Source organism: Marinobacter sp. AN1 (assembly GCF_026013985.1).
In the GTDB taxonomy this organism is placed as follows: Bacteria; Pseudomonadota; Gammaproteobacteria; order Pseudomonadales; family Oleiphilaceae; genus Marinobacter; species Marinobacter segnicrescens.
Genome location: NZ_CP110342.1, coordinates 1863451 through 1882251, shown reverse-complemented (window position 1 = coordinate 1882251; position 18801 = coordinate 1863451). Strand labels below are relative to the sequence as shown.

General features: G+C 59.8%; 13 protein-coding genes and 1 pseudogene. 11 read left to right on the top strand and 3 right to left on the bottom strand.

From position 1 onward, the window contains the following. Nucleotides 1–111: 111 nt before the first annotated feature. Nucleotides 112–4009 (bottom strand): annotated as a pseudogene (gene purL, locus LJ360_RS08620) (phosphoribosylformylglycinamidine synthase). 286 nt (nucleotides 4010–4295) lie between these two features. Here purL and mltF point away from each other — a divergent pair. Next, nucleotides 4296–5798, top strand: a complete 1503-nt coding sequence (mltF, locus tag LJ360_RS08615; RefSeq protein ID WP_091854478.1) for a membrane-bound lytic murein transglycosylase MltF — start codon at nucleotides 4296–4298, stop codon at nucleotides 5796–5798. Here mltF and LJ360_RS08610 read toward each other — a convergent pair. Then, nucleotides 5779–6258 carry a regulatory protein RecX gene (locus LJ360_RS08610; RefSeq protein WP_264995849.1) on the bottom strand — a complete coding sequence of 160 codons (480 nt, stop codon included), beginning with the start codon at nucleotides 6256–6258 and terminating at the stop codon, nucleotides 5779–5781. The two genes, mltF and LJ360_RS08610, sit on opposite strands and share 20 nt — an antisense overlap. A gap of 174 nt (nucleotides 6259–6432) precedes the next feature. Here LJ360_RS08610 and LJ360_RS08605 point away from each other — a divergent pair, with 174 nt between their 5' ends. Further along, nucleotides 6433–8883, top strand: coding sequence for a DUF349 domain-containing protein (locus LJ360_RS08605; RefSeq protein ID WP_264995848.1), 2451 nt, complete (start codon nucleotides 6433–6435; stop codon nucleotides 8881–8883). A 217-nt stretch (nucleotides 8884–9100) separates the two neighbouring features. Further along, nucleotides 9101–11254: a carboxy terminal-processing peptidase gene (locus tag LJ360_RS08600; RefSeq protein ID WP_264995847.1), complete on the top strand. Its 2154-nt coding sequence runs from the start codon at nucleotides 9101–9103 to the stop codon at nucleotides 11252–11254. Nucleotides 11255–11332: 78 nt separating this feature from the next. On the opposite strand, the gene mtnA is transcribed toward LJ360_RS08600, so the two are convergent. Further along, nucleotides 11333–12403 (bottom strand): S-methyl-5-thioribose-1-phosphate isomerase, encoded by a 1071-nt coding sequence (gene mtnA, locus LJ360_RS08595; protein ID WP_264995846.1) that lies wholly within the window; start codon nucleotides 12401–12403, stop codon nucleotides 11333–11335. Nucleotides 12404–12504: 101 nt separating this feature from the next. Here mtnA and LJ360_RS08590 point away from each other — a divergent pair, with 101 nt between their 5' ends. The 8 genes from LJ360_RS08590 to rdgC all read left to right on the top strand — a co-directional run bounded on the left by LJ360_RS08590 (nucleotide 12505) and on the right by rdgC (nucleotide 18473). Beyond that, nucleotides 12505–13851 carry a TRZ/ATZ family hydrolase gene (locus LJ360_RS08590; RefSeq protein WP_091854469.1) on the top strand — a complete coding sequence of 449 codons (1347 nt, stop codon included), beginning with the start codon at nucleotides 12505–12507 and terminating at the stop codon, nucleotides 13849–13851. 41 nt (nucleotides 13852–13892) lie between these two features. After that, nucleotides 13893–14609, top strand: a complete 717-nt coding sequence (gene ubiG / locus LJ360_RS08585) for a bifunctional 2-polyprenyl-6-hydroxyphenol methylase/3-demethylubiquinol 3-O-methyltransferase UbiG (RefSeq protein ID WP_091854467.1) — start codon at nucleotides 13893–13895, stop codon at nucleotides 14607–14609. Nucleotides 14610–14613: 4 nt separating this feature from the next. Next, complete coding sequence (locus LJ360_RS08580; protein ID WP_091854465.1) at nucleotides 14614–15285, top strand: HAD-IA family hydrolase; 672 nt, start codon at nucleotides 14614–14616, stop codon at nucleotides 15283–15285. Nucleotides 15286–15364: 79 nt separating this feature from the next. Next, nucleotides 15365–16114 carry a YciK family oxidoreductase gene (locus tag LJ360_RS08575; RefSeq protein ID WP_091854496.1) on the top strand — a complete coding sequence of 250 codons (750 nt, stop codon included), beginning with the start codon at nucleotides 15365–15367 and terminating at the stop codon, nucleotides 16112–16114. Continuing rightward, the gene (locus LJ360_RS08570) at nucleotides 16114–16380 is read left to right on the top strand and encodes a glutaredoxin family protein (protein WP_091854464.1); all 267 of its coding nucleotides are present in this window, start codon (nucleotides 16114–16116) and stop codon (nucleotides 16378–16380) included. Before LJ360_RS08575 ends, LJ360_RS08570 begins: the two co-directional genes overlap by 1 nt. 12 nt (nucleotides 16381–16392) lie before the next feature. Then, on the top strand, nucleotides 16393–17163 hold the full coding sequence (gene yaaA, locus LJ360_RS08565) for a peroxide stress protein YaaA (RefSeq protein WP_091854462.1): 771 nt from the start codon (nucleotides 16393–16395) through the stop codon (nucleotides 17161–17163). A 108-nt stretch (nucleotides 17164–17271) separates the two neighbouring features. Further along, entirely contained in the window at nucleotides 17272–17472 is a 201-nt protein-coding gene (locus LJ360_RS08560; protein ID WP_091854460.1) for a DUF2788 domain-containing protein, read from the top strand. Nucleotides 17473–17546: 74 nt separating this feature from the next. Continuing rightward, complete coding sequence (gene rdgC, locus LJ360_RS08555; RefSeq protein WP_091854459.1) at nucleotides 17547–18473, top strand: recombination-associated protein RdgC; 927 nt, start codon at nucleotides 17547–17549, stop codon at nucleotides 18471–18473. Nucleotides 18474–18801: the final 328 nt, after the last annotated feature.

Below are 18801 nucleotides of genomic sequence, written 5' to 3'. Positions count from 1 at the left end.
TTGTAATACGTAGCATTAGGTGGGGGTTTTCAGAAAACACAAAAAAGCCGGTGACAGAGCAACTCTGTCACCGGCTTACAGGATCATAACCAGGCCTTTCAGCCCGTCAACTTATCCCAGCCACTTGCGTGCATTACGGAACATTCGCAGCCACGGTCCATCCTCACCCCAGCCTTCCGGATGCCAGGAGAACTGTGCCGTGCGGAATACCCGCTCTGGATGCGGCATCATTATGGTGACACGGCCATCCTCACTTGTCAGACCGGTGATACCGCCATCAGAGCCATTAGGGTTATAGGGGTAACGGGTTGTTGGCTGACCATGGTGATCCACGTAACGCAGGGCGACCTGACCGGACCGGTCGAAGGCCTCGAAGCCCCCTACTCCGAACTCAGTACGTCCTTCACCATGGGCGACTGCAATAGGCATTCGCGAACCAGCCATGCCGTCAAGAAAGGCCGATTTCGAGGGCTGAACTTCGACCATCACCAGGCGAGCCTCAAACTGCTCTGACTGATTACGGACGAACCGTGGCCAGTTGGCTGTGCCCGGAATCAACTCATGGAGATTGGAAAGCATCTGGCAGCCATTACAGACTCCCAGCGCCAGTGTATCCTCGCGATCAAAGAAACCGGCAAACTGGTCCCTGACCCGCGGATTGAACAGGATGGACTTGGCCCAGCCCTCACCTGCGCCGAGCACATCACCATAGGAGAAGCCGCCGCAGGCGACCAGTGAGCGGAACCCGTCCAGGGTGACCCTGCCGGAAAGCAGGTCGCTCATATGAACATCCATCGCATCGAAGCCGGCCCGGTCGAAAGCCGCGGCCATTTCAGTCTGGCCGTTTACGCCCTGTTCCCGCAGTACGGCGACTTTAGGACGAACACTGCCAGCAATAAACGGTGCCGCCACGTTCTCGGACGGGTCGAAACTTAATTGCGCGCCAAGTCCGGGGTCATCACTGGCTAGCAGGTTATCGAACTCTTCCTGCGCACAATTGGCGTTGTCCCGCAGGCTCTGGATGCGGTAGCTGGTTTCTGACCAAAGACGCTGCAGATCTGCCCTGGCCTCGTCGATAACCGGCTTCCCTTCAAAGGTAAACCGGACCCTGTCCTCTGCATTCAGGGTGCCAACCACGGAGGTATGCTCACCCAGACCGGCGCCAGAAAATTGCTGCAGAACGAACGGGGTGTCGTCCCGGCGTACCTGAATAACCGCACCCAGTTCTTCGTTGAACAGCTCACGGGCGAACTGGCCAGCCTCTTCGGCCAGGCCGTCCAGACGGATATCCAACCCGGTGCGTCCGGCAAAGGCCATTTCCGCCAGGGTCACGAACATGCCACCATCGGAACGATCGTGATAGGCGAGCAGCTTACCATCCTGGTTCAGGCCCTGAATGACCGCGAAAAACGCCTTGATGTCTTCTGGATCATCCAGGTCTGGCGCTACCGCTCCCATCTGCCCGAAGACCTGCGCCAGGGCAGAGCCGCCAAGACGGTTCTGGCCAGCGGCAAGGTCAACCAGGATCAGGTCGGTTTCGCCCTGATCGGTCCTCAGTTGCGGTGTCAGGGTACGGGTGACGTCGGTTACCGGTGCAAAACCGCTGATGATCAGTGACAGCGGCGCAGTCACACTCTTGTGTTCCTCGCCCTCTTCCCACACGGTCTTCATGGACATGGAGTCCTTGCCCACCGGAATGGCAATACCAAGTGCCGGGCATAGCTCCATGCCCACGGCACGAACGGTTTCGTAGAGGTTCTCATCCTCACCCGGATGACCTGCTGCGGCCATCCAGTTTGCCGACAGGCGAATGTCGGAAAGCTGCGCAATCGGCGCCGCCGCGAGGTTGGTGATAACCTCACCCACGGCCATACGGCCGGATGCAGGCGAGTCGATACACGCCACCGGGGTGCGTTCACCCATGGCCATGGCCTCGCCGGTAAGCACATCGTAACTCGCAGCCGTTACCGCCACATCAGCAACCGGTACCTGCCACGGCCCAACCATCTGGTCGCGGGCCACCAGTCCAGTAATGGTGCGGTCACCAATTGTAATCAGGAAGCTCTTGCTGCCCACGGATGGAAGGCGCAGGACCCGACGCACAGCTTCATTCAGGTCTACCTTCGTTGAATCAAAGATGGACTTGGTGAACGACGTGCGGTTGATAGACCGGTGCATCCGTGGCGGCTTGCCGAAGAGCACGTCCATAGGAAGGTCTACGGGCGAGTCGCCATAATAGGCATCCGTCAGTGAGAGGTGGTGGGTTTCCGTGGCCTCGCCGATAACCGCGTAGGGGCAACGTTCACGACGGCAGATGGCATCAAAGCGCTCCATGTTTTCTTCGGCAACCGCCAGTACGTAACGCTCCTGAGACTCGTTACACCAGATTTCCAGTGGCGACATGCCGGGTTCATCGCTGGGGATATCCCGCAGTTCAAACTTGCCACCACGGCCGCCGTCCTTGACCAGCTCCGGCATGGCGTTAGACAGTCCACCAGCGCCGACGTCATGGATAAACGCTATCGGGTTCTGGCCGCCCTGCTGCCAGCAACGGTCGATCACCTCCTGGCAACGACGCTCCATTTCCGGGTTGCCCCTCTGAACGGAAGCGAAGTCAAGGTTCTCATTGCTGGTACCAGAGTCCATCGATGATGCGGCGCCACCACCCAGACCAATCAGCATGGACGGGCCGCCCAATACGATCAGCCGGGCGCCGACCGGGATTTCACCCTTCTCGACATGCTCCTCGCGAATATTTCCGAGGCCGCCGGCTATCATGATGGGCTTGTGGTATCCGCGCACTTCGTCACCAGCGGCGCCGGCCACGCGTTGCTCGAAGGTGCGGAAATAACCGGCGAGGTTCGCGGCCGAACTCGTTGTTAAAGGAGGCGCCGCCGACCGGGGCATCGATCATGATATCCAGCGGAGATGCAATGCGCTCCGGGCGACCGTAACCATCCTCCCAGGGCTGCAGGTCACCGGGAATTTCCAGGTTGGAGACGGTGAACCCGGTAAGACCGGCCTTTGGCTTGGAGCCCCGTCCGGTAGCACCCTCGTCACGAATCTCACCGCCTGCGCCAGTGGCGGAACCGGCAAACGGGGAGATAGCCGTGGGATGGTTGTGGGTCTCCACTTTCATCAGAATGTGGATAGGTTCGTTCACATAGTGGTAGCGAGCCGTTTCCGGATCAGGGTAGAAGCGACCACCGACCGAACCACGAATCACCGAGGCGTTGTCACGGTATGCAGACAACACCCCTTCACTGCTCATTTCGTGGGTATTGCGGATCATGGCAAAGAGGGATTTCTGCTGCCCTTCGCCGTCGATATCCCAGGACGCATTGAAAATCTTGTGCCGGCAATGTTCGGAGTTCGCCTGGGCAAACATCATCAGCTCGACATCGGTAGGATCACGGTCCAGGTTACTGAAGGACGCCACCAGGTAGTCAATTTCATCCTCGGCAAGGGCCAGGCCCAGGCGCTGGTTTGCTTCCGCCAGCGCGGGACGGCCGCCGGCAAGCACGGGGACTCGCCCAAGCGGACGTGGTTCCTCTCGATGGAACAACAACTCGGCGCCACCCATCTCGTGGAACACGGTTTCAGTCATGCGGTCGTGGAGCAACGCTGCGATGGCCTGGCGGTCTTCGCGGCCAAGCTTCTTGTCCGCGGTTACGTAGTAGGCAATACCTCGCTCGATCCGGCGTATCTGACGCAAACCGCAATTACGGGTGATATCGGTCGCCTTGGTCGACCAGGGTGACATCGTACCTGGCCGGGGAACCACGAGGAACAGTATGCCTGCGGGCTCCTGGCGATCAGCACTCGGGCCATAAGTCAGCAGCCGGTCGAGGACGACCTGGTCGGCATCGCCGAGCTCCGCTTCGGTGTCCACGAAGTGCATGAATTCCGCATAGATGGCCTGAACGCCTTCGACAGCGTTGGTAAGCTGGCCAAACAGTTTTTCGGAGCGGAAAGGGGAAAGAGCGGGGGCGCCGCGGAGTTCCAGCATGGGTTATAACCTGTATCGCGCGAACTTGGGAAACCGATACCCTGCAACCCGTCGCTGCGTGTTGGCAGGCGGGGGATCAGGGCACCGTTTATGATCGGGCGCAATAATACTGGAAACTGGTGCAGGGATACAGCAGCGAACAACAAATGTACAATAGCCCCATGTCCAAGCAATCTCTCCCGGTACCGATTGACCTTTTTCCACGCTCTGGGGGATTATGAAGCATCCCGCTCCGGAGGCTGTGAATTTGGGTGAGTCCCGACATTCAAGAAACCACCACCTGCCCATGTCCGGCATACTGCTGGCCATGCTGTGGGTCGTGTTGGCCAGCGGGTGCACACGGCCGGATACCCTCGCAACCGTTCAGGCCGAGGGCGTTCTCCACGTCATAACCCGTAATGCCCCCTCTATCTATTACGAAGGCCGGGAAGGCCCAACCGGCTTTGACCATGAACTGGCCCGCCGTTTTGCCGACCACCTGGGGGTTGAGCTCCGGGTCAGGCTGGCTGACGGCAACAGCGAAATTCTGAGGGTGCTTGATGACGGCTACGCCCACATAGGCTTTACCGGGTTGTCTGCCGACCGGGACTGGGGCGACCGGTTCCGTTCGCTGGCCAACGGCCTGACGTCTGAATCCGTAATGATCTACCATCGCGGACTGGAGCACCTCGATGGTATTGAAGACCTGCTTGAGCAGGATGTTGTGGTGCATGTGGCGACAGAGTCAAACCACCTCCCCCACCTCGAGCAGCTGCAGTTGCAGCACCCTGCCTTCACCTACCGCATCCACTCGGGACTGGATGCTGCCGGCATACTGGAACGGGTTGAGTCCGGCGAATTCCCCGCAGCAGTGGTGGACGCGAACGAGCTGGCCTTGAACCATGTGTTCTACCCCAATGTAAAGCGAGCCTTCAGCGTCAGCGACCAGGAAGCCATCGCCTGGTTGTTCCCCACCAGCAATGACGGCTCGTTGTACCGGGAAGCAAGACGTTTCCTGGAAGAAATCGAACACGACGGCACCCTGGCCAACCTGCGGGAACGTTTTTACGGCCATCTGGGGCAGCTGGGCTATGTGGGCGCCCTGACCTTCGAGGAGCACATCCAGGAGCGCCTGCCCCAATACCTGGATATCTTCCGCGACTATGGCGAGGACAACGGCCTGGACTGGCGCCTGCTGGCTGCCATCGGTTACCAGGAGTCCAACTGGCGTCGGGATGCGGTCTCCCCCACCGGCGTTCGGGGACTGATGATGCTCACCCGGTCGACCGCCGACCATATCGGCATAGACAACCGGCTCAATCCTCGCCAGAGCATTGAGGGCGGCGCCCGCTACTTCCGCCAGGTCCACGGGATGATTCCGGAGCATGTTCAGGAGCCGGACCGAACCTGGTTCGCCCTTGCGTCCTACAACGTGGGATTCGGGCACCTGGAAGACGCCCGCCGCCTCGCCGAATCTGCTGGCCGCAACCCTGACCGCTGGCTGGATGTGAAAGAGTTCCTGCCACTGCTGTCGCAGAAAGAATGGTATTCGAAGACCCGGCACGGCTACGCCCGCGGCCATGAACCGGTCATCTACGTGCAGAACATTCGACGTTATTACGACGTGCTGGCACGCCGTTACGACCTCCAGTCCGAGGCAGAGGCCCCGATGGTTGCCGACTCCGGTTCCGGCGAGCTGTCAATACCGCCAAACCAGCCCACGTACCAGACTCGCGAATCGAATCCCGACGAACAGGAAACGTCCCTGGTGCTTCCCCGTGAGATGGGCCTTACTCCTCCGACACTCTGACTTTACCCAGGGCCTGCTCCACCTGGTCGCCGGAGAACCCACGGCGCGCCAGGAAGCCCCCCTGGCGTTGGCGCTCCGACCAGTCACCTGAGATATCCCCGAGCCCGAATCGTCTGTCCCTCAGCTGAACCGCGCGAGCGACCCATTGCGAGTCCGGCACCACATCCAGTTCGGAGGGTACCCGGTTGATGCCGCGCTGTTGCAGATCCGCCAGAATCTTCAGTGGGCCATAGCCTGCATCCATGCGTTGTCGCACAAACACTTCGGCAAACCGGTCATCGCTCAGCCAGCCTTTGTCCTCGAAGTCATCCAGCACATCCTCAATGACCCTGGCATCGACGCGCCTCTGGCGAAGCTTCATGGTTAGCTCAAAGCGACTGTGTTCGCGTCGCGCCAGTAAACGCAGGGCAATTTCGGGCGCCTGCTGATTAGGGTCCTTTTTTTTGTCCCGGTTTGCCATACAGCCCCTTTCCGCCGGCGGTTTCCAGAGGATAGACTATGCCACCTGCCCGGGCGCCGGAGCAGTCGCCAAAATCCTGGCGTGCCCGGGCGCCCGTTATCCGGGTAGCACCATCCACCCGTTTTCACCTGCAGGCTTGAAGCCCGGTGAACTGATTCCCTGAAGGATACCGACATGGCCGCATTTATCCAGAGACTCTTCCAGAAGCGCTTTACCTCCGCGACCAGTCAGGACAATCGCTCGGGCACCAGGCCAGAAGCGAATAACCCTCCGGGAAAGGAACTCCCCGGCGTCGACCAGGACACGATAGACCGTCAGCGCACCCTGCTGTCTCAGCCAGACTGCAGCCAGCAAACCCTGGCGGAGCTTGCCATTGAAGGTCTGGCCGCAGACGTACGCCTCGAGGCAGCCCGGCGTCTGACGGATACGGAACACCTGCAACAGGTGCAGAAGCTGGCCCGGGGCAAGGACAAGGGAGTCTACCAGCAGGTACGCCAGTCCCTTCAGGAACTGCGCCGCCAACAAGAAGAGACTCGCGCCACCAACGAAGCCGTGGCGGCGATTGTCCGGCAAGCTGAAGAACTGGCCGCAACCAGGGACACCAACCTATACGAAGCGCGGGTCCAGAAACTGGAACAACGATGGCAGTCCCTGGAACACGCAGCCGATAATGAGACTCGCAGCGTGGTGCTGTCAGCCCTGCACAATTGCCGCCTCCGGGTCAGGGAAATGGAACAGGAGCGACAGGCCCGGGCGGAGCATCAGGCAAAGCAGGTGCAGCGTCAGCAAACCCTGACCCTGCTACAGGATACCCTGGAGGCGTTTGAAGCCGAGCCTCCGGCTGTAAACGCACTGCCCTCCCTCGATGCACTCCAGCGCACCCAGGAAAATCGCTGGCTCGAGGCGACCAGGGAAACAGACGTCGCCCGCCAGGAACAGAAGGACTACGAACAGCGAATGGTGGCGCTGCGGGGGGTTATCTCTGCGCTGGGCCGCCTCAGTCATCACCAGGATGAGCTCGACCAGCTGACTAAAGCCGAGTCACCAGAACCCGCCAGGGCAAGGCAACTACTGGCGCAGCTGGACTGGCCCGGGGCTGTCGCACTCCCGGAAGCCTTGCAGGTACTTGCACGCACAGCCAGTGTCCGGACACCACAGCCAACGTCGCAAGCTGATCCGGAAGCACAACGGCAGCAGCTCGAGCAACTGGACAAGGCTGTGGCCGACCTGGAGGAGGCCCTGGAGGCCCGCCAGCTGAAAGAGTCCCGGCAGCTTCTTAAACGAGTGCAGTCACTCCAGCGACAGCTTCCAGAACGCGAGGGCACCCGCTACCGCGCCAGGCTGCAACGGCTTGGTGGGCAGGTGCGGGAACTCGGGGACTGGCAGGGTTTTGCCACGACACCAAAACAGACCGCCTTGTGCGAGCAGATGGAATACCTTGCCGAACAGCCCATGGAGCCAGAAGCCAAGGCCGAACGAATCCAGGAACTCCAGCAGGAGTGGCGGGACCTTGGAGGCTCATCGGACAGAGACCTCTGGCAACGTTTCCGGGCTGCGTCTGACCGGGCGTTTGAGCCCTGCCGTGCCTACTTCGAGGCACGTTCGGACCTGAAAAAGGTTCATTTACAGAAGCGCCGGAGTATCTGCGACGAGCTTGAACGATACCTGGAGGCCACTGACTGGTCAGAGGTGGACTGGAAAGCGGCCGAACAGATCGAGAAAACCGCACGACAGGAATGGCGGGAAGCTTGGCCCGTGGAGTTTCGGGATAACCGGACAATACAGAAAGCCTTTGACCGGTTGATGAACACCTTGTCGGGCCACCTTGACGAAGAGCGCAGCCGCAACGAGGACCGCAAGCAGGCCATTGTCGACCAGGCACGGGAACTGGTAGACCATACCCCACTGACAGAAGCGATGGATAAGGCCAAGGAACTGCAACAGCAGTGGCAGGCCATTGGTATTACCCGCCACCGGGAGGATCGCAAGCTCTGGAAAGCATTCCGTGCCGCCTGCGATGCCATCTTTGCGAGGAGGGAGGAGCAGCGACAGCAAAAGGCACAGGCTTCCACCGAGGCTGACGCCGCAGCTGAGTCTGACCTGGCCAAAGCCCGCCATTGGCTGGACACAGCAGGTGCAGAGCAAGCCGACGCGGGCGAAATACTTGAGGCACTTAAAGTAGCGAGCGAGACCCCTGTTTCGGGGAACTTGAAACAATCGCTCCGTGCCACCAGAACGCAGGTACAGGAGCGTCTGGACCAGCTTGGTCGCCAGGCCCAGATGCGGCAGTGGCAGCAATGGGTTCATCAGCGCCAGGCCGGTGAACTGACTCCGACCCAGTTACCAGCCCACTGGCCGGATCTTTCGGATGAGACTGACCTGCACGATCCCCGTGAACTCGTCGTACTTGCAGAGATTCACGGCGGACATTCCTCTCCGGAGGAGGACCAGTCACTGCGGATGGCACTACAGGTTCGCCGCCTGAAACAAGGCTTCGAACAGGCACAGGGAGACCAGGCGATTAACCTGGAGGCCCTTGCCGCCCGTTGGTGTGTCGCGCTGGACCGGGAGAGCCTCACGCCCGAGCTGAGCGATCGACTTCAGCGCGCGATGGAACTTACGTAGCCAGTACTGGTCATCATATGGACAGATTGTCATTACATGGCCAACAGACACTGTGGTAACGCAAGGAGCGGTTGCCTACAATGATTTAAAAGGCCGGCACCAACCGCCTCCCTGGCCGGGTTACGGGAAACCGGACACGGTCGGCAGACAGGTTGATGTCGTGTGCCGATACTGTTTATCGGCACGTGAGCCCAGGTATTAGCAGGTAACCCAAGATATGAAGATAAAAAACATGCCGATAGCTTTCCGAGCCAGGAGTATCGCCTTAGGGCTGCTGGTTTCCCTTCCCCTGGCCGGGATCGGCACTTCCCTTTCGGCGAACATCGAAGGTGCCTACACGGCAGTGACACCCACCATCGAGCAGGCCCGCGCCAACATCCTGATTTCCCGCCAGCTTCAGTTCACCCATTTCCGGGACCAGGCCATCAATGACGAACTCGCCGATGAAGTGTTCGATGACTATCTCGACTACCTCGACGGCCAGCGTGTCTACCTCACTCAGGAAGATATCCGGGACTTCCAGCCTCTGAAAGCGGAAATGGCCGCGGCACTGAGGACCGGTCAGCTACAACCGGGCTTTGAAATCTACAACCGTGTCCAGCAGCGTATTATCGAGCGCATGGACTACGCGCTGGGCCTGCTTGACGATGGGCTCGACCAGTTTGATTTCAGCAGTGACGACGAAATCCTGCTGGACCGCTCAGAAACAGAGTGGGAGCCAGACCAGGAAGCACTCGATAAGCTTTGGAACAAGCGCATTCGCAATGCCGTACTCGGCCAGCGCCTGAATGGCAGTGGCGATGACGAAATTATCGAAGTCCTCACCCGGCGTTATGAAAGCCAGCGCAAACGGGTGTCCCAGATGCGCAGCGAGGACGCCTTCCAGGCTTACATGAATGCCTTTACCGGCACCTGGGATCCGCACACCAATTACTTCTCCCCGCGCAATTCCGAGAACTTCAACATCAACATGAGCCTTTCCCTGGAGGGGATCGGCGCGGTGCTTCAGTCGGATAACGAATACACCAAGGTTGTCCGTCTTGTGCCCGGCGGACCGGCTGCCCGACAAGGCCAGCTCGGTCCCGCCGACAGGATTGTGTCGGTGAAACAGGAGGACGACGATACCCCTACCAACGTGATTGGCTGGCGCCTTGATGAGGTGGTCGACCTGATTCGCGGCCCCCGCGGCTCAACGGTAACCCTGGAGGTGGTACCGGCCAACGCCAGCGACGAAACCGTGACCCGCTCCATCGACATCAAGCGGGACAAGGTCAAGCTGGAAGAGCAGAGTGCCAGCAGCGAAGTGATTGAACTGGAGCGTAACGGCGAAAAGTACCTCATTGGCGTAATCGACATACCGACGTTCTATGCAGACTTCCAGGCCATGCAACAGGGTGACCCGAACTACAAGAGCACCACCCGGGACGTGCGCCGGTTATTGGAGAAGCTCCGTAACGAACAGAACGTCGACGGCCTGGTGGTAGACCTGCGCAATAATGGCGGGGGTGCCCTGCACGAGGCCAATGACCTGGTGGGCCTGTTTATCGACCAGGGCCCGACCGTACAGATCCGCAGCTCAGATAACCAGGTACAGGTGCTCTCCGACCAGGACCCAAGTGTTGCCTGGGACGGCCCCATGGTCGTATTGGTCAACCGCATGAGCGCCTCCGCCTCCGAGATTTTTGCGGGCGCGATCCAGGACTACGGCCGCGGCCTGGTGGTGGGCTCCCAGACCTTTGGCAAGGGGACCGTCCAGGCGGTCCGCTCACTGAATCATGGCCAGCTCAAGATCACCCAGTCCAAGTTTTACCGGGTATCCGGTGGTTCGACCCAGCACCGGGGTGTGATTCCGGACATCGAGATCCCGTCACGGGTGGATACCACGCGGATCGGTGAGGACGCCCTTGAGCGCGCACTGCCCTGGGACCAGATCGAGGCGGTGCCCCATACCCGTTACTTTGATTTCAGTGGCATGATTGATGAACTGCGTGACCGTCACGCCAGCCGGTTCGACGAAAGCCCGGAATTCCGTCTGCTCCAGCAGGAAATAGACTTCCTGAGGGAGCAGCGCAAGACCACTATGGTCAGCCTGAACGAAGACCAGCGCCGCGACTACCAGCAGCAGCTTGAGCATCGCCAGCTGACCATCGCCAATGCACGCCGGGAACTCAAGGGCGAAGAGCCCTTCGAGAGCTTCGAGGCGATGGAAGAGCATGAGGAGCAGCAAGCCGCCGAGGCCCACGGAAACGAGGACGACGAGCTGGACTTTATTGTCCGGGAAGGTGGCCACATCATGGCGGACATGCTGGAACTGGATCGCCGTATGGCGTCCATCCTGCCTGTGGATACCGTGACTGCGAAAGCCGAATAAACGCTTTTCCGCACCCTTGCCCTTACAACAAAAAGGCCGGCTTCCTTCGATGAAGCCGGCCTTTTTGTTGACGACAGGTTATCCGAACAACTTGTGCATCCCGGTAACCTCCGGATTATGGACAACACCGCGTTCGGTAACGATCAGGTCGATCAGGTTGGCAGGGGTAACGTCGAACACAGGATTGAACACACCCACCTTCTCCGGCGCTATTGCAATACCGCCAACCTGGCGAATTTCCCGGCCATCCCTCTCTTCGATGGGAATATCGCTGCCCCGCTCGAGGGTCATATCGACAGTGCTGGACGGCGCCACCACCATGAATTTCACCTTGTGGTGACGGGCAAGTACCGCCAGGCAATAGGTGCCGATCTTGTTGGCGACGTCGCCATTGGCAGTAATGCGATCGGCACCCACGATCACCCACTTCACATCACCCTGAGCCAGAATAGCTCCAGCAGCGCCGTCCGCGTTGAGGACAACCGGTATACCGTCCTTGACCAGTTCCCACGCGGTCAGCCTCGCCCCCTGCAACCAGGGGCGGGTTTCATCCGCGTAGACCCGCGTTAACAGTCTTTGTTCGTGGAGGCGGCGGACCACACCCAGGGCGGTACCATAGCCCCCGGTGGCCAGTGCACCGGTGTTGCAATGGGTCAGTACGGCACAGGGTTTATCCAGCGCCATGGCCGCCAGGGCCAGGTCTGCCATGGCCATGTTGGCAGCCAGGTCCTCCCGGTGTATCGCTATCGCTTCTTCCGCCAGCCGGGCAACGGCGTCCTCGCGGGACCGGCACTGTCTCAGCACACCTTCCATGCGCTGCAATGCCCAGAACAGGTTAACCGCTGTTGGCCGGGACTCTGCCAGTGCAGCAATGGCCACGTCGACCTCTGTTCGCCAGTCGCGTTCGTCCGCCCCCCTCGCTGCCAGCGCAACCCCGTAAGCCGCACTGATGCCAATGGCCGGGGCACCCCGTACCGCCATATCCCGGATCGCCTGGCTGACACCAGCAGCACCTTCGATGGTCAGCCAGTGCTCTTCCTGGGGTAGCCGACGCTGGTCCAATAACTGCACGGCATGGCCCAGCCAGCGGATCGCGACGGTGTCAGGGGAGGCTGACTGATCAAAAGGATCGGGAGTAACTCGGGTCATGTATTCACCTCTTGTGGATATGTAACAGGCTGGCTGCTGTCTGACTCGACCGTTATACTCTGCCCTTTCAGACAAACCAAGCCGGAGTGACAGGCCCCTTCATGACCGCAGACACTATCATTGCCGCTGACATCCGAATCAATGCCCGCTGGCTGATTCCGGTCGAACCTTTCGGCGAAGTGTTGGAAGACCAGGCGGTACTGCTGCTGGGTGATCGCATTGAGGCCATCGTCTCTCAGCGGGAAGCGGATCAGAGTTACCGGGCACGGGAAGTCATCAACCTGCCCAATCATGTGGTCCTGCCCGGGCTGATCAATATGCATGGGCACGCTGCCATGAGCCTGTTTCGTGGCCTCGCCGATGACCTGCCCCTGATGACCTGGCTGAACGATCACATCTGGCCGGCAGAAGGACGCTTTGTCAGCGAACGTTTTATTGCAGACGGTACCCAGCTTGCCATGGCAGAGATGCTCCGCACAGGTACCACCTGTTTCTCCGACATGTACTTCTTTCCGGAAATTGCGGCACAAATGGCCAGGGATGCAGGCATGCGCGCCCAGGTCTGCTTTCCGCTTATGGAAATGCCGACCGCCTGGGGCAGTGGCCCGGACGAATACCTGGCAAAGGGCGAGGCCCTGTTGAGGGAGTGGCGCGATGATCCATGGGTGCGTATTGCCATTGGTCCCCACGCGCCCTACACCGTAGCGGACAACACCCTTGAGCGGGCCGTTACGCTGCAGCAATCATCCGGGGCCGCGCTGCAGATTCACCTCCATGAAACCGCGTTCGAGGTGGAAGAGGCCTTGCGTCAGACCGGCCAACGGCCGATTGCCAGGATGCAGGCACTTGGTGTGCTGAATGCCCACAGCCAGTGCGTGCACATGACCACCCTTGACGACAACGACATGGCCATGGTGGCCAGTAGTGGTACGCACATTATCCACTGCCCCGAATCCAACCTGAAACTGGCCAGTGGCTTCTGTCCGGTCCATGCCCTTCAAAAGGCGGGCACAAATGTCGCCATCGGCACCGATGGCGCGGCCAGCAATAACGATCTGGACCTGTTTGGTGAGCTGTCCACTGCAGCCATGCTGGCCAAGGCTGTTTCCGGTGATGCAGCTGCCCTGGGCGCCCACGAGGCACTGGCAATGGCCACCATCAATGGTGCCCGGGCCCTCGGGCGCTCCCATGAACTTGGCTCCCTCAAACCCGGCAAACAGGCAGACCTGATTGCGGTAGACCTGAGCGACCCGTTCCTGCAACCGGTCTATGACCCGGCTTCCCACCTGGTCTACAGCAACCACGGTCGTCAGGTAAGCCACAGCTGGATTGCCGGCGTACCACAGGTACAGGATGGTCGCCTGACCCGGATCGACGTACCAGACCTGATGTTGCGGGTCAGCGATTGGCACCAGCGCATTGCCGGAGCCGACCGGCCAGCATCCTGACAGCCTTTCCTTTTTCTGAATAAACAGCCAGGCCCGAGACCATGAGCAGAACCAATGTAGACCAGAACGAAATCGCCAAGTTCGAGGCCCTAGCCAGCCGCTGGTGGGATCCCACCAGCGAGTTCCGCCCTCTGCACGACATCAACCCCCTTCGCCTGAACTACATCGACGAGCGTACGCCGCTGGCCGGTCGTCGCGTTGTGGATGTCGGTTGCGGCGGAGGCCTCCTGTCAGAGGGCATGGCTCGCCGGGGTGCCAATGTGACGGGAATTGATATGGGCGAGGCGCCGCTGGCAGTGGCACGACTCCATGGTCTGGAATCCGGCGTTCAGGTGGACTACCGCCAGACCACCGTGGAAGAACTCGCGGCGGACCCCGACCATGCAGGCCAATACGACATCGTTACCTGCCTGGAAATGCTGGAACACGTTCCCGAGCCTGCCTCGGTCATCCGCGCCTGTGCGCGGTTGCTCAAGCCCGGTGGTGACCTGTACGTTTCCACCATCAATCGGAACCCGAAGTCATTCCTGTTTGCCATTGTGGGCGCCGAGTACGTGCTGCGCCTGCTGCCCAAGGGCACCCATGAATGGAAGCGCTTCATCCGTCCCTCTGAAATGTCCGACCACCTGCGCCAGGCGGGGCTCGATATCCATGACCTCACAGGCATGACCTATAACCCGCTGACCAAGGTCTACCGCCTTGCCCGGGATGTGGACGTCAATTACCTGATGCACGCGGGCAAACCGTCGGGGGAATAATAGCATGGCGAGGCCATTACCCAGGCCGCCGTCCACGGTCCTGTTCGACCTGGACGGCACACTGATAGATACCGCACCGGACTTTATTCGCTGCCTCAATAGCCTGCGCGAGGAGCACCGGCTTGAGCCCTTGCCAGCCGAAGGTATCCGCCCCCACGTATCCGACGGTGCCCGGGCCATGATTCGCCTAGGCTTTGGCCTGGAGCCAGAAGACCCTGGCTACCGGGAGCGGCACGCCCGTTTCCTGGATCTTTACGAAGCCGGTATCTGCGAGGAAACGGAACTGTTTACCGGCATGGACCAGTTGCTGGGTGCCCTTGAGGATGCGGGTGTACCCTGGGGAATCGTGACCAACAAGCCCGCCAGGTTCGCAGAGCCACTGCTGGCCGCCCTTGCCCTGGACGACCGCTGCAGCGCATTGATCTGCCCCGACCATGTAACCGAGCGCAAGCCGGCCCCGGAAGGACTTCACCTGGCTTGTGAACGCATGGGCGCGGACCCTTATCGCGGTATCTACGTAGGCGACCATGTCAGGGACATCGAGGCCGGTCGCAACGCAGGCATGGTCACCGTAGCGGTTCGCTATGGTTACATCGTGCGGCCGTCCGAGGTTGATCTCTGGCAAGCCGACCATATCGTAGATACCGTCGACGAACTGGTAAAACTGATACACTAGCCGCCTGCCGAACAGCGGCGGCAGAGCGATAAACCAAGCACAATACGCAGGAGCATACTGTCTTATGGCGGACAACCCCATGCACACCTACCAGGCCCCTGAGGGTTTGCTGAAGGACCGGATCATCCTGGTCACCGGTGCCGGAGACGGTATTGGCCGTGTTGCCGCAAAGACATACGCAGCCTACGGTGCCACAGTCATCTTGCTGGGGCGTACCATATCCAAGCTGGAATCCGTGTACGACGAGATCGAGGCCGCCGGTCACCCCAAGCCGGCTATCGTGCCGCTGAACCTCGAAGGCGCAGCCGTCAAGGACTACGAAGAGATGGCAATGACCATCGAGGACAATTTCGGCAAGCTGGATGGCCTGCTCCATAACGCCGGCATCCTGGGTACCCGTAGCCCCGTAGAGCTCTACGATCCGGAAACCTGGAACAAGGTGATGCACGTCAACGCCACCGCCCCGTTCCTTCTGACCCGGGCCACCATCCCCCTGCTGCGCAAGGCGGGAGACGCCTCGGTCATTTTCACCTCCTCCGGTGTCGGCCGTAAGGCGAAGGCGTACTGGGGAGCCTATGCCGTATCCAAGTTTGCGCTGGAAGGCCTTAGCCAGCTGCTGGCGGACGAGCTGGACGACGAACGCCATAACATCCGGGTCAACAGCCTTAATCCTGGCGCTACCCGAACCAACATGCGGGCCCACGCCTACCCGGCAGAAAACCCCATGCATAACCCGACCCCTGAAGATCTGATGCCCAGCTACCTGTACCTGATGGGCCCGGATAGCCGCGGGGTCACCGGTCAGCAACTGAACGCCCAGGAAAAGTAATGCAGTTGACGTTCTTTACCACCAGTCATTGCGAACTTTGCGAGCTGGCGGAACACCTGCTGATCAACACACCCCTGCCCCATCCGATTCCGGTAGAAGCGGTAGACATCGCATCGTCGGAAGCACTTGTGGAGCGTTACGGCACGCGGATTCCGGTACTGCGCCGGGAAGATACCGGTGCCGAACTGGGCTGGCCCTTCACCCGGGATGACCTGCTGGACTTCCTGGGTCCGAAGGCAGGCGCACCATCAGGCCAACTTCACTGAGGATTTGCTGTCATGTTAATGGTTGTCTCCCCTGCCAAGAACCTGGATTACGAGAGCCCACTGGCCACCGAGAAACACACCCAGCCGGCCTTTCTTGATGAGGCCTGCGAACTGATTGACCAGCTGAAAACCCTGGAGCCTCACCAGGTCAGCAACCTGATGGGCATCAGCGAAAAACTGGGCCAGCTCAACGCGGAACGCTTCCAGCAATGGCACACACCCTTCACCCCGGAAAATGCCCGGCAGGCGGTGCTGGCCTTCAACGGTGACGTTTACACGGGGCTGGCGGCCCAGGACTTCAGCGAGAAAGAATTTGATTTCGCCCAGAAGCACCTGCGCATCCTGTCCGGCCTTTATGGTGTGCTGCGCCCCCTTGATCTGATGCAGCCATACCGCCTGGAGATGGGCACGAAATTCCAGAACAAGCGGGGCAAGGACCTGTATGAATTCTGGGGCGATACCATTACCAATGCCCTGGACGAGGAACTCCGGGCCGATGACGGTGTTTTGGTCAACCTGGCGTCCAACGAGTACTTCAAGAGCGTTCGCAAGAAAAAGCTGGACGCCCGGATCATTACCCCCCAGTTCAAGGACTGGAAGAACGGCCAGTACAAGATGATCAGCTTCTACGCCAAGAAAGCCCGTGGACTGATGTGCCGTTACGCCATTACCAATGGCATCACCCAGGCCGATGACCTCAAAGGCTTCGACCTGGCCGGCTATCGCTTCAGTGAGGAGCAGTCCTCCGGCGATAACTGGACCTTCCTGCGCGACGAGCAATAAGCCGCAATAACAACGCCGCCGTTCCGCACCAACTGAATTCTTTTTGTCACCAGCTCTCCGGGGCTGGTGGCGACTGCTTTTGTGTTTGAAAACCTGACGGAGCCTTGCATGAATGAAGCGCTGTTTTCTGAAATTGCCCTCTACGTCTGCCTCACCGGGCTGATTGGCTGGATGGGTTTTATCGTCTGGGACCTGGCGAAGAAGTCCCAGGCCGGCCGTTTTGGTACCATCGCCCTCTTTACCGTGCTGGGTGCCGGCGTGGTAGGTTTTGTGATCAAGACCGTGTTGGTTGAAGTCATGCAGATATAACCAGACACCCCCACCACCAGCACCGCCCGCTCAATAACCGACTGAACTGAACAACAACGCAAGGACCCGACTCCATGTGGTTTCGTAACGCCCGAGTTTTCCGCTTCACCAAGCCGTTTGATATCAGCGCGGAAGCGCTGGAGGAAAAGCTGGCCGCCGACGCCTTCAAACCCTGCGGTCCGCAGGAGACCACCCGCCATGGCTGGGTGCCGCCCCTGGGCAAGCACGGCGAGCTGTTGGTACATAGCGCCGGTGGTTACCACCTGGTGGCCCTGCGCAAGGAAGAGAAGGTTCTGCCAGCCCCGGTGATCAAGGAGATGGTTGAGGAGAAAGCCGAAGCCATCGAGCAGGAACAGGGCCGCAAGGTCCGGAAGAAGGAGAAGGACGAGATCAAGGAGGAGGTAACCCTGGAACTTTTGCCCCGGGCGTTTTCACGCAATCGCCGTACCTATGCGTATCTGTCTCCTGCTGACGGTGTCATGGTGGTGGATGCCGGCTCGGCGAAGCAGGCGGAAGATGTGGCCTCTGCACTGCGCCAGAGTCTTGGTTCGCTGCCGGTGCGTCCACCGGTGCTGGAGCAGGCGCCGGCGTTCACCTTTACCGGTTGGCTGGATGAGTCTATTGATTTGCCGGCCTCAATCGAGCTGGGTATGGAGTGTGAGCTGAAAGATCCCTCTGAGGACGGGGGCGTGGTTCGCTGTAAGGGTATGGACCTGAAATCTGACGAGATCCAGAATCATCTGGCGGCGGGGATGCAGGTGACGAAGTTGTCGCTGACCTGGGATGAGAATGTGTCGTTTGTGCTGGATGAGGAGTTTGGTATCCGCCGGCTGAAGTTCGGGGAGACGCTCCAGGAGAAGCTGGATGACGTTGACTCCGATGATGCGGCTGCGAAGTTTGATGCCGCGTTTTCTCTGATGACGCTGGAGTTGTCACGGCTCATTCCGGGTATGCTCGATGCCATGGGTGGGGAGGATACGTCGGCTATTGTCTCCGAGTAGACCTTTTCAGATTGGTGCCTGGTCCCTAGCCTGATTGGTTCGGTGCCGGGTCGCAGGCCAGGTAGCTTGTTCCGGGACACGCCGTGGATACGTCCCTGTAGGCTCTTCAAAAACGTCCCTGTTTTTGAAGGTCCCGGAACAAGCTACCTGGCCCACGCCCTTTAAACTCCGAGATAACGCCTTTAACCCCCGAAGGCACGAGAATAGCCAGAAGCGTGTGGTCGGAGGGGGACTTTTCTGGACCTTCAAAAACAGGGACGTTTTTGAAGAGCCTCCATGGATGGATTTACGGCGTGTCCAGAAAAGTCCCCCTCCGACCATGCGCCTG

Bases quoted from the DNA above. Each gene is read 5' to 3' on its own strand.
- mltF (WP_091854478.1), top strand. From the start codon at position 4,296: ATGTCCGGCATACTGCTGGCCATGCTGTGGGTCGTGTTGGCCAGCGGG.
- LJ360_RS08610 (WP_264995849.1), bottom strand. From the start codon at position 6,258: ATGGCAAACCGGGACAAAAAAAAGGACCCTAATCAGCAGGCGCCCGAA.
- LJ360_RS08605 (WP_264995848.1), top strand. From the start codon at position 6,433: ATGGCCGCATTTATCCAGAGACTCTTCCAGAAGCGCTTTACCTCCGCG.
- LJ360_RS08600 (WP_264995847.1), top strand. From the start codon at position 9,101: ATGAAGATAAAAAACATGCCGATAGCTTTCCGAGCCAGGAGTATCGCC.
- mtnA (WP_264995846.1), bottom strand. From the start codon at position 12,403: ATGACCCGAGTTACTCCCGATCCTTTTGATCAGTCAGCCTCCCCTGAC.
- LJ360_RS08590 (WP_091854469.1), top strand. From the start codon at position 12,505: ATGACCGCAGACACTATCATTGCCGCTGACATCCGAATCAATGCCCGC.
- ubiG (WP_091854467.1), top strand. From the start codon at position 13,893: ATGAGCAGAACCAATGTAGACCAGAACGAAATCGCCAAGTTCGAGGCC.
- LJ360_RS08580 (WP_091854465.1), top strand. From the start codon at position 14,614: ATGGCGAGGCCATTACCCAGGCCGCCGTCCACGGTCCTGTTCGACCTG.
- LJ360_RS08575 (WP_091854496.1), top strand. From the start codon at position 15,365: ATGCACACCTACCAGGCCCCTGAGGGTTTGCTGAAGGACCGGATCATC.
- LJ360_RS08570 (WP_091854464.1), top strand. From the start codon at position 16,114: ATGCAGTTGACGTTCTTTACCACCAGTCATTGCGAACTTTGCGAGCTG.
- yaaA (WP_091854462.1), top strand. From the start codon at position 16,393: ATGTTAATGGTTGTCTCCCCTGCCAAGAACCTGGATTACGAGAGCCCA.
- LJ360_RS08560 (WP_091854460.1), top strand. From the start codon at position 17,272: ATGAATGAAGCGCTGTTTTCTGAAATTGCCCTCTACGTCTGCCTCACC.
- rdgC (WP_091854459.1), top strand. From the start codon at position 17,547: ATGTGGTTTCGTAACGCCCGAGTTTTCCGCTTCACCAAGCCGTTTGAT.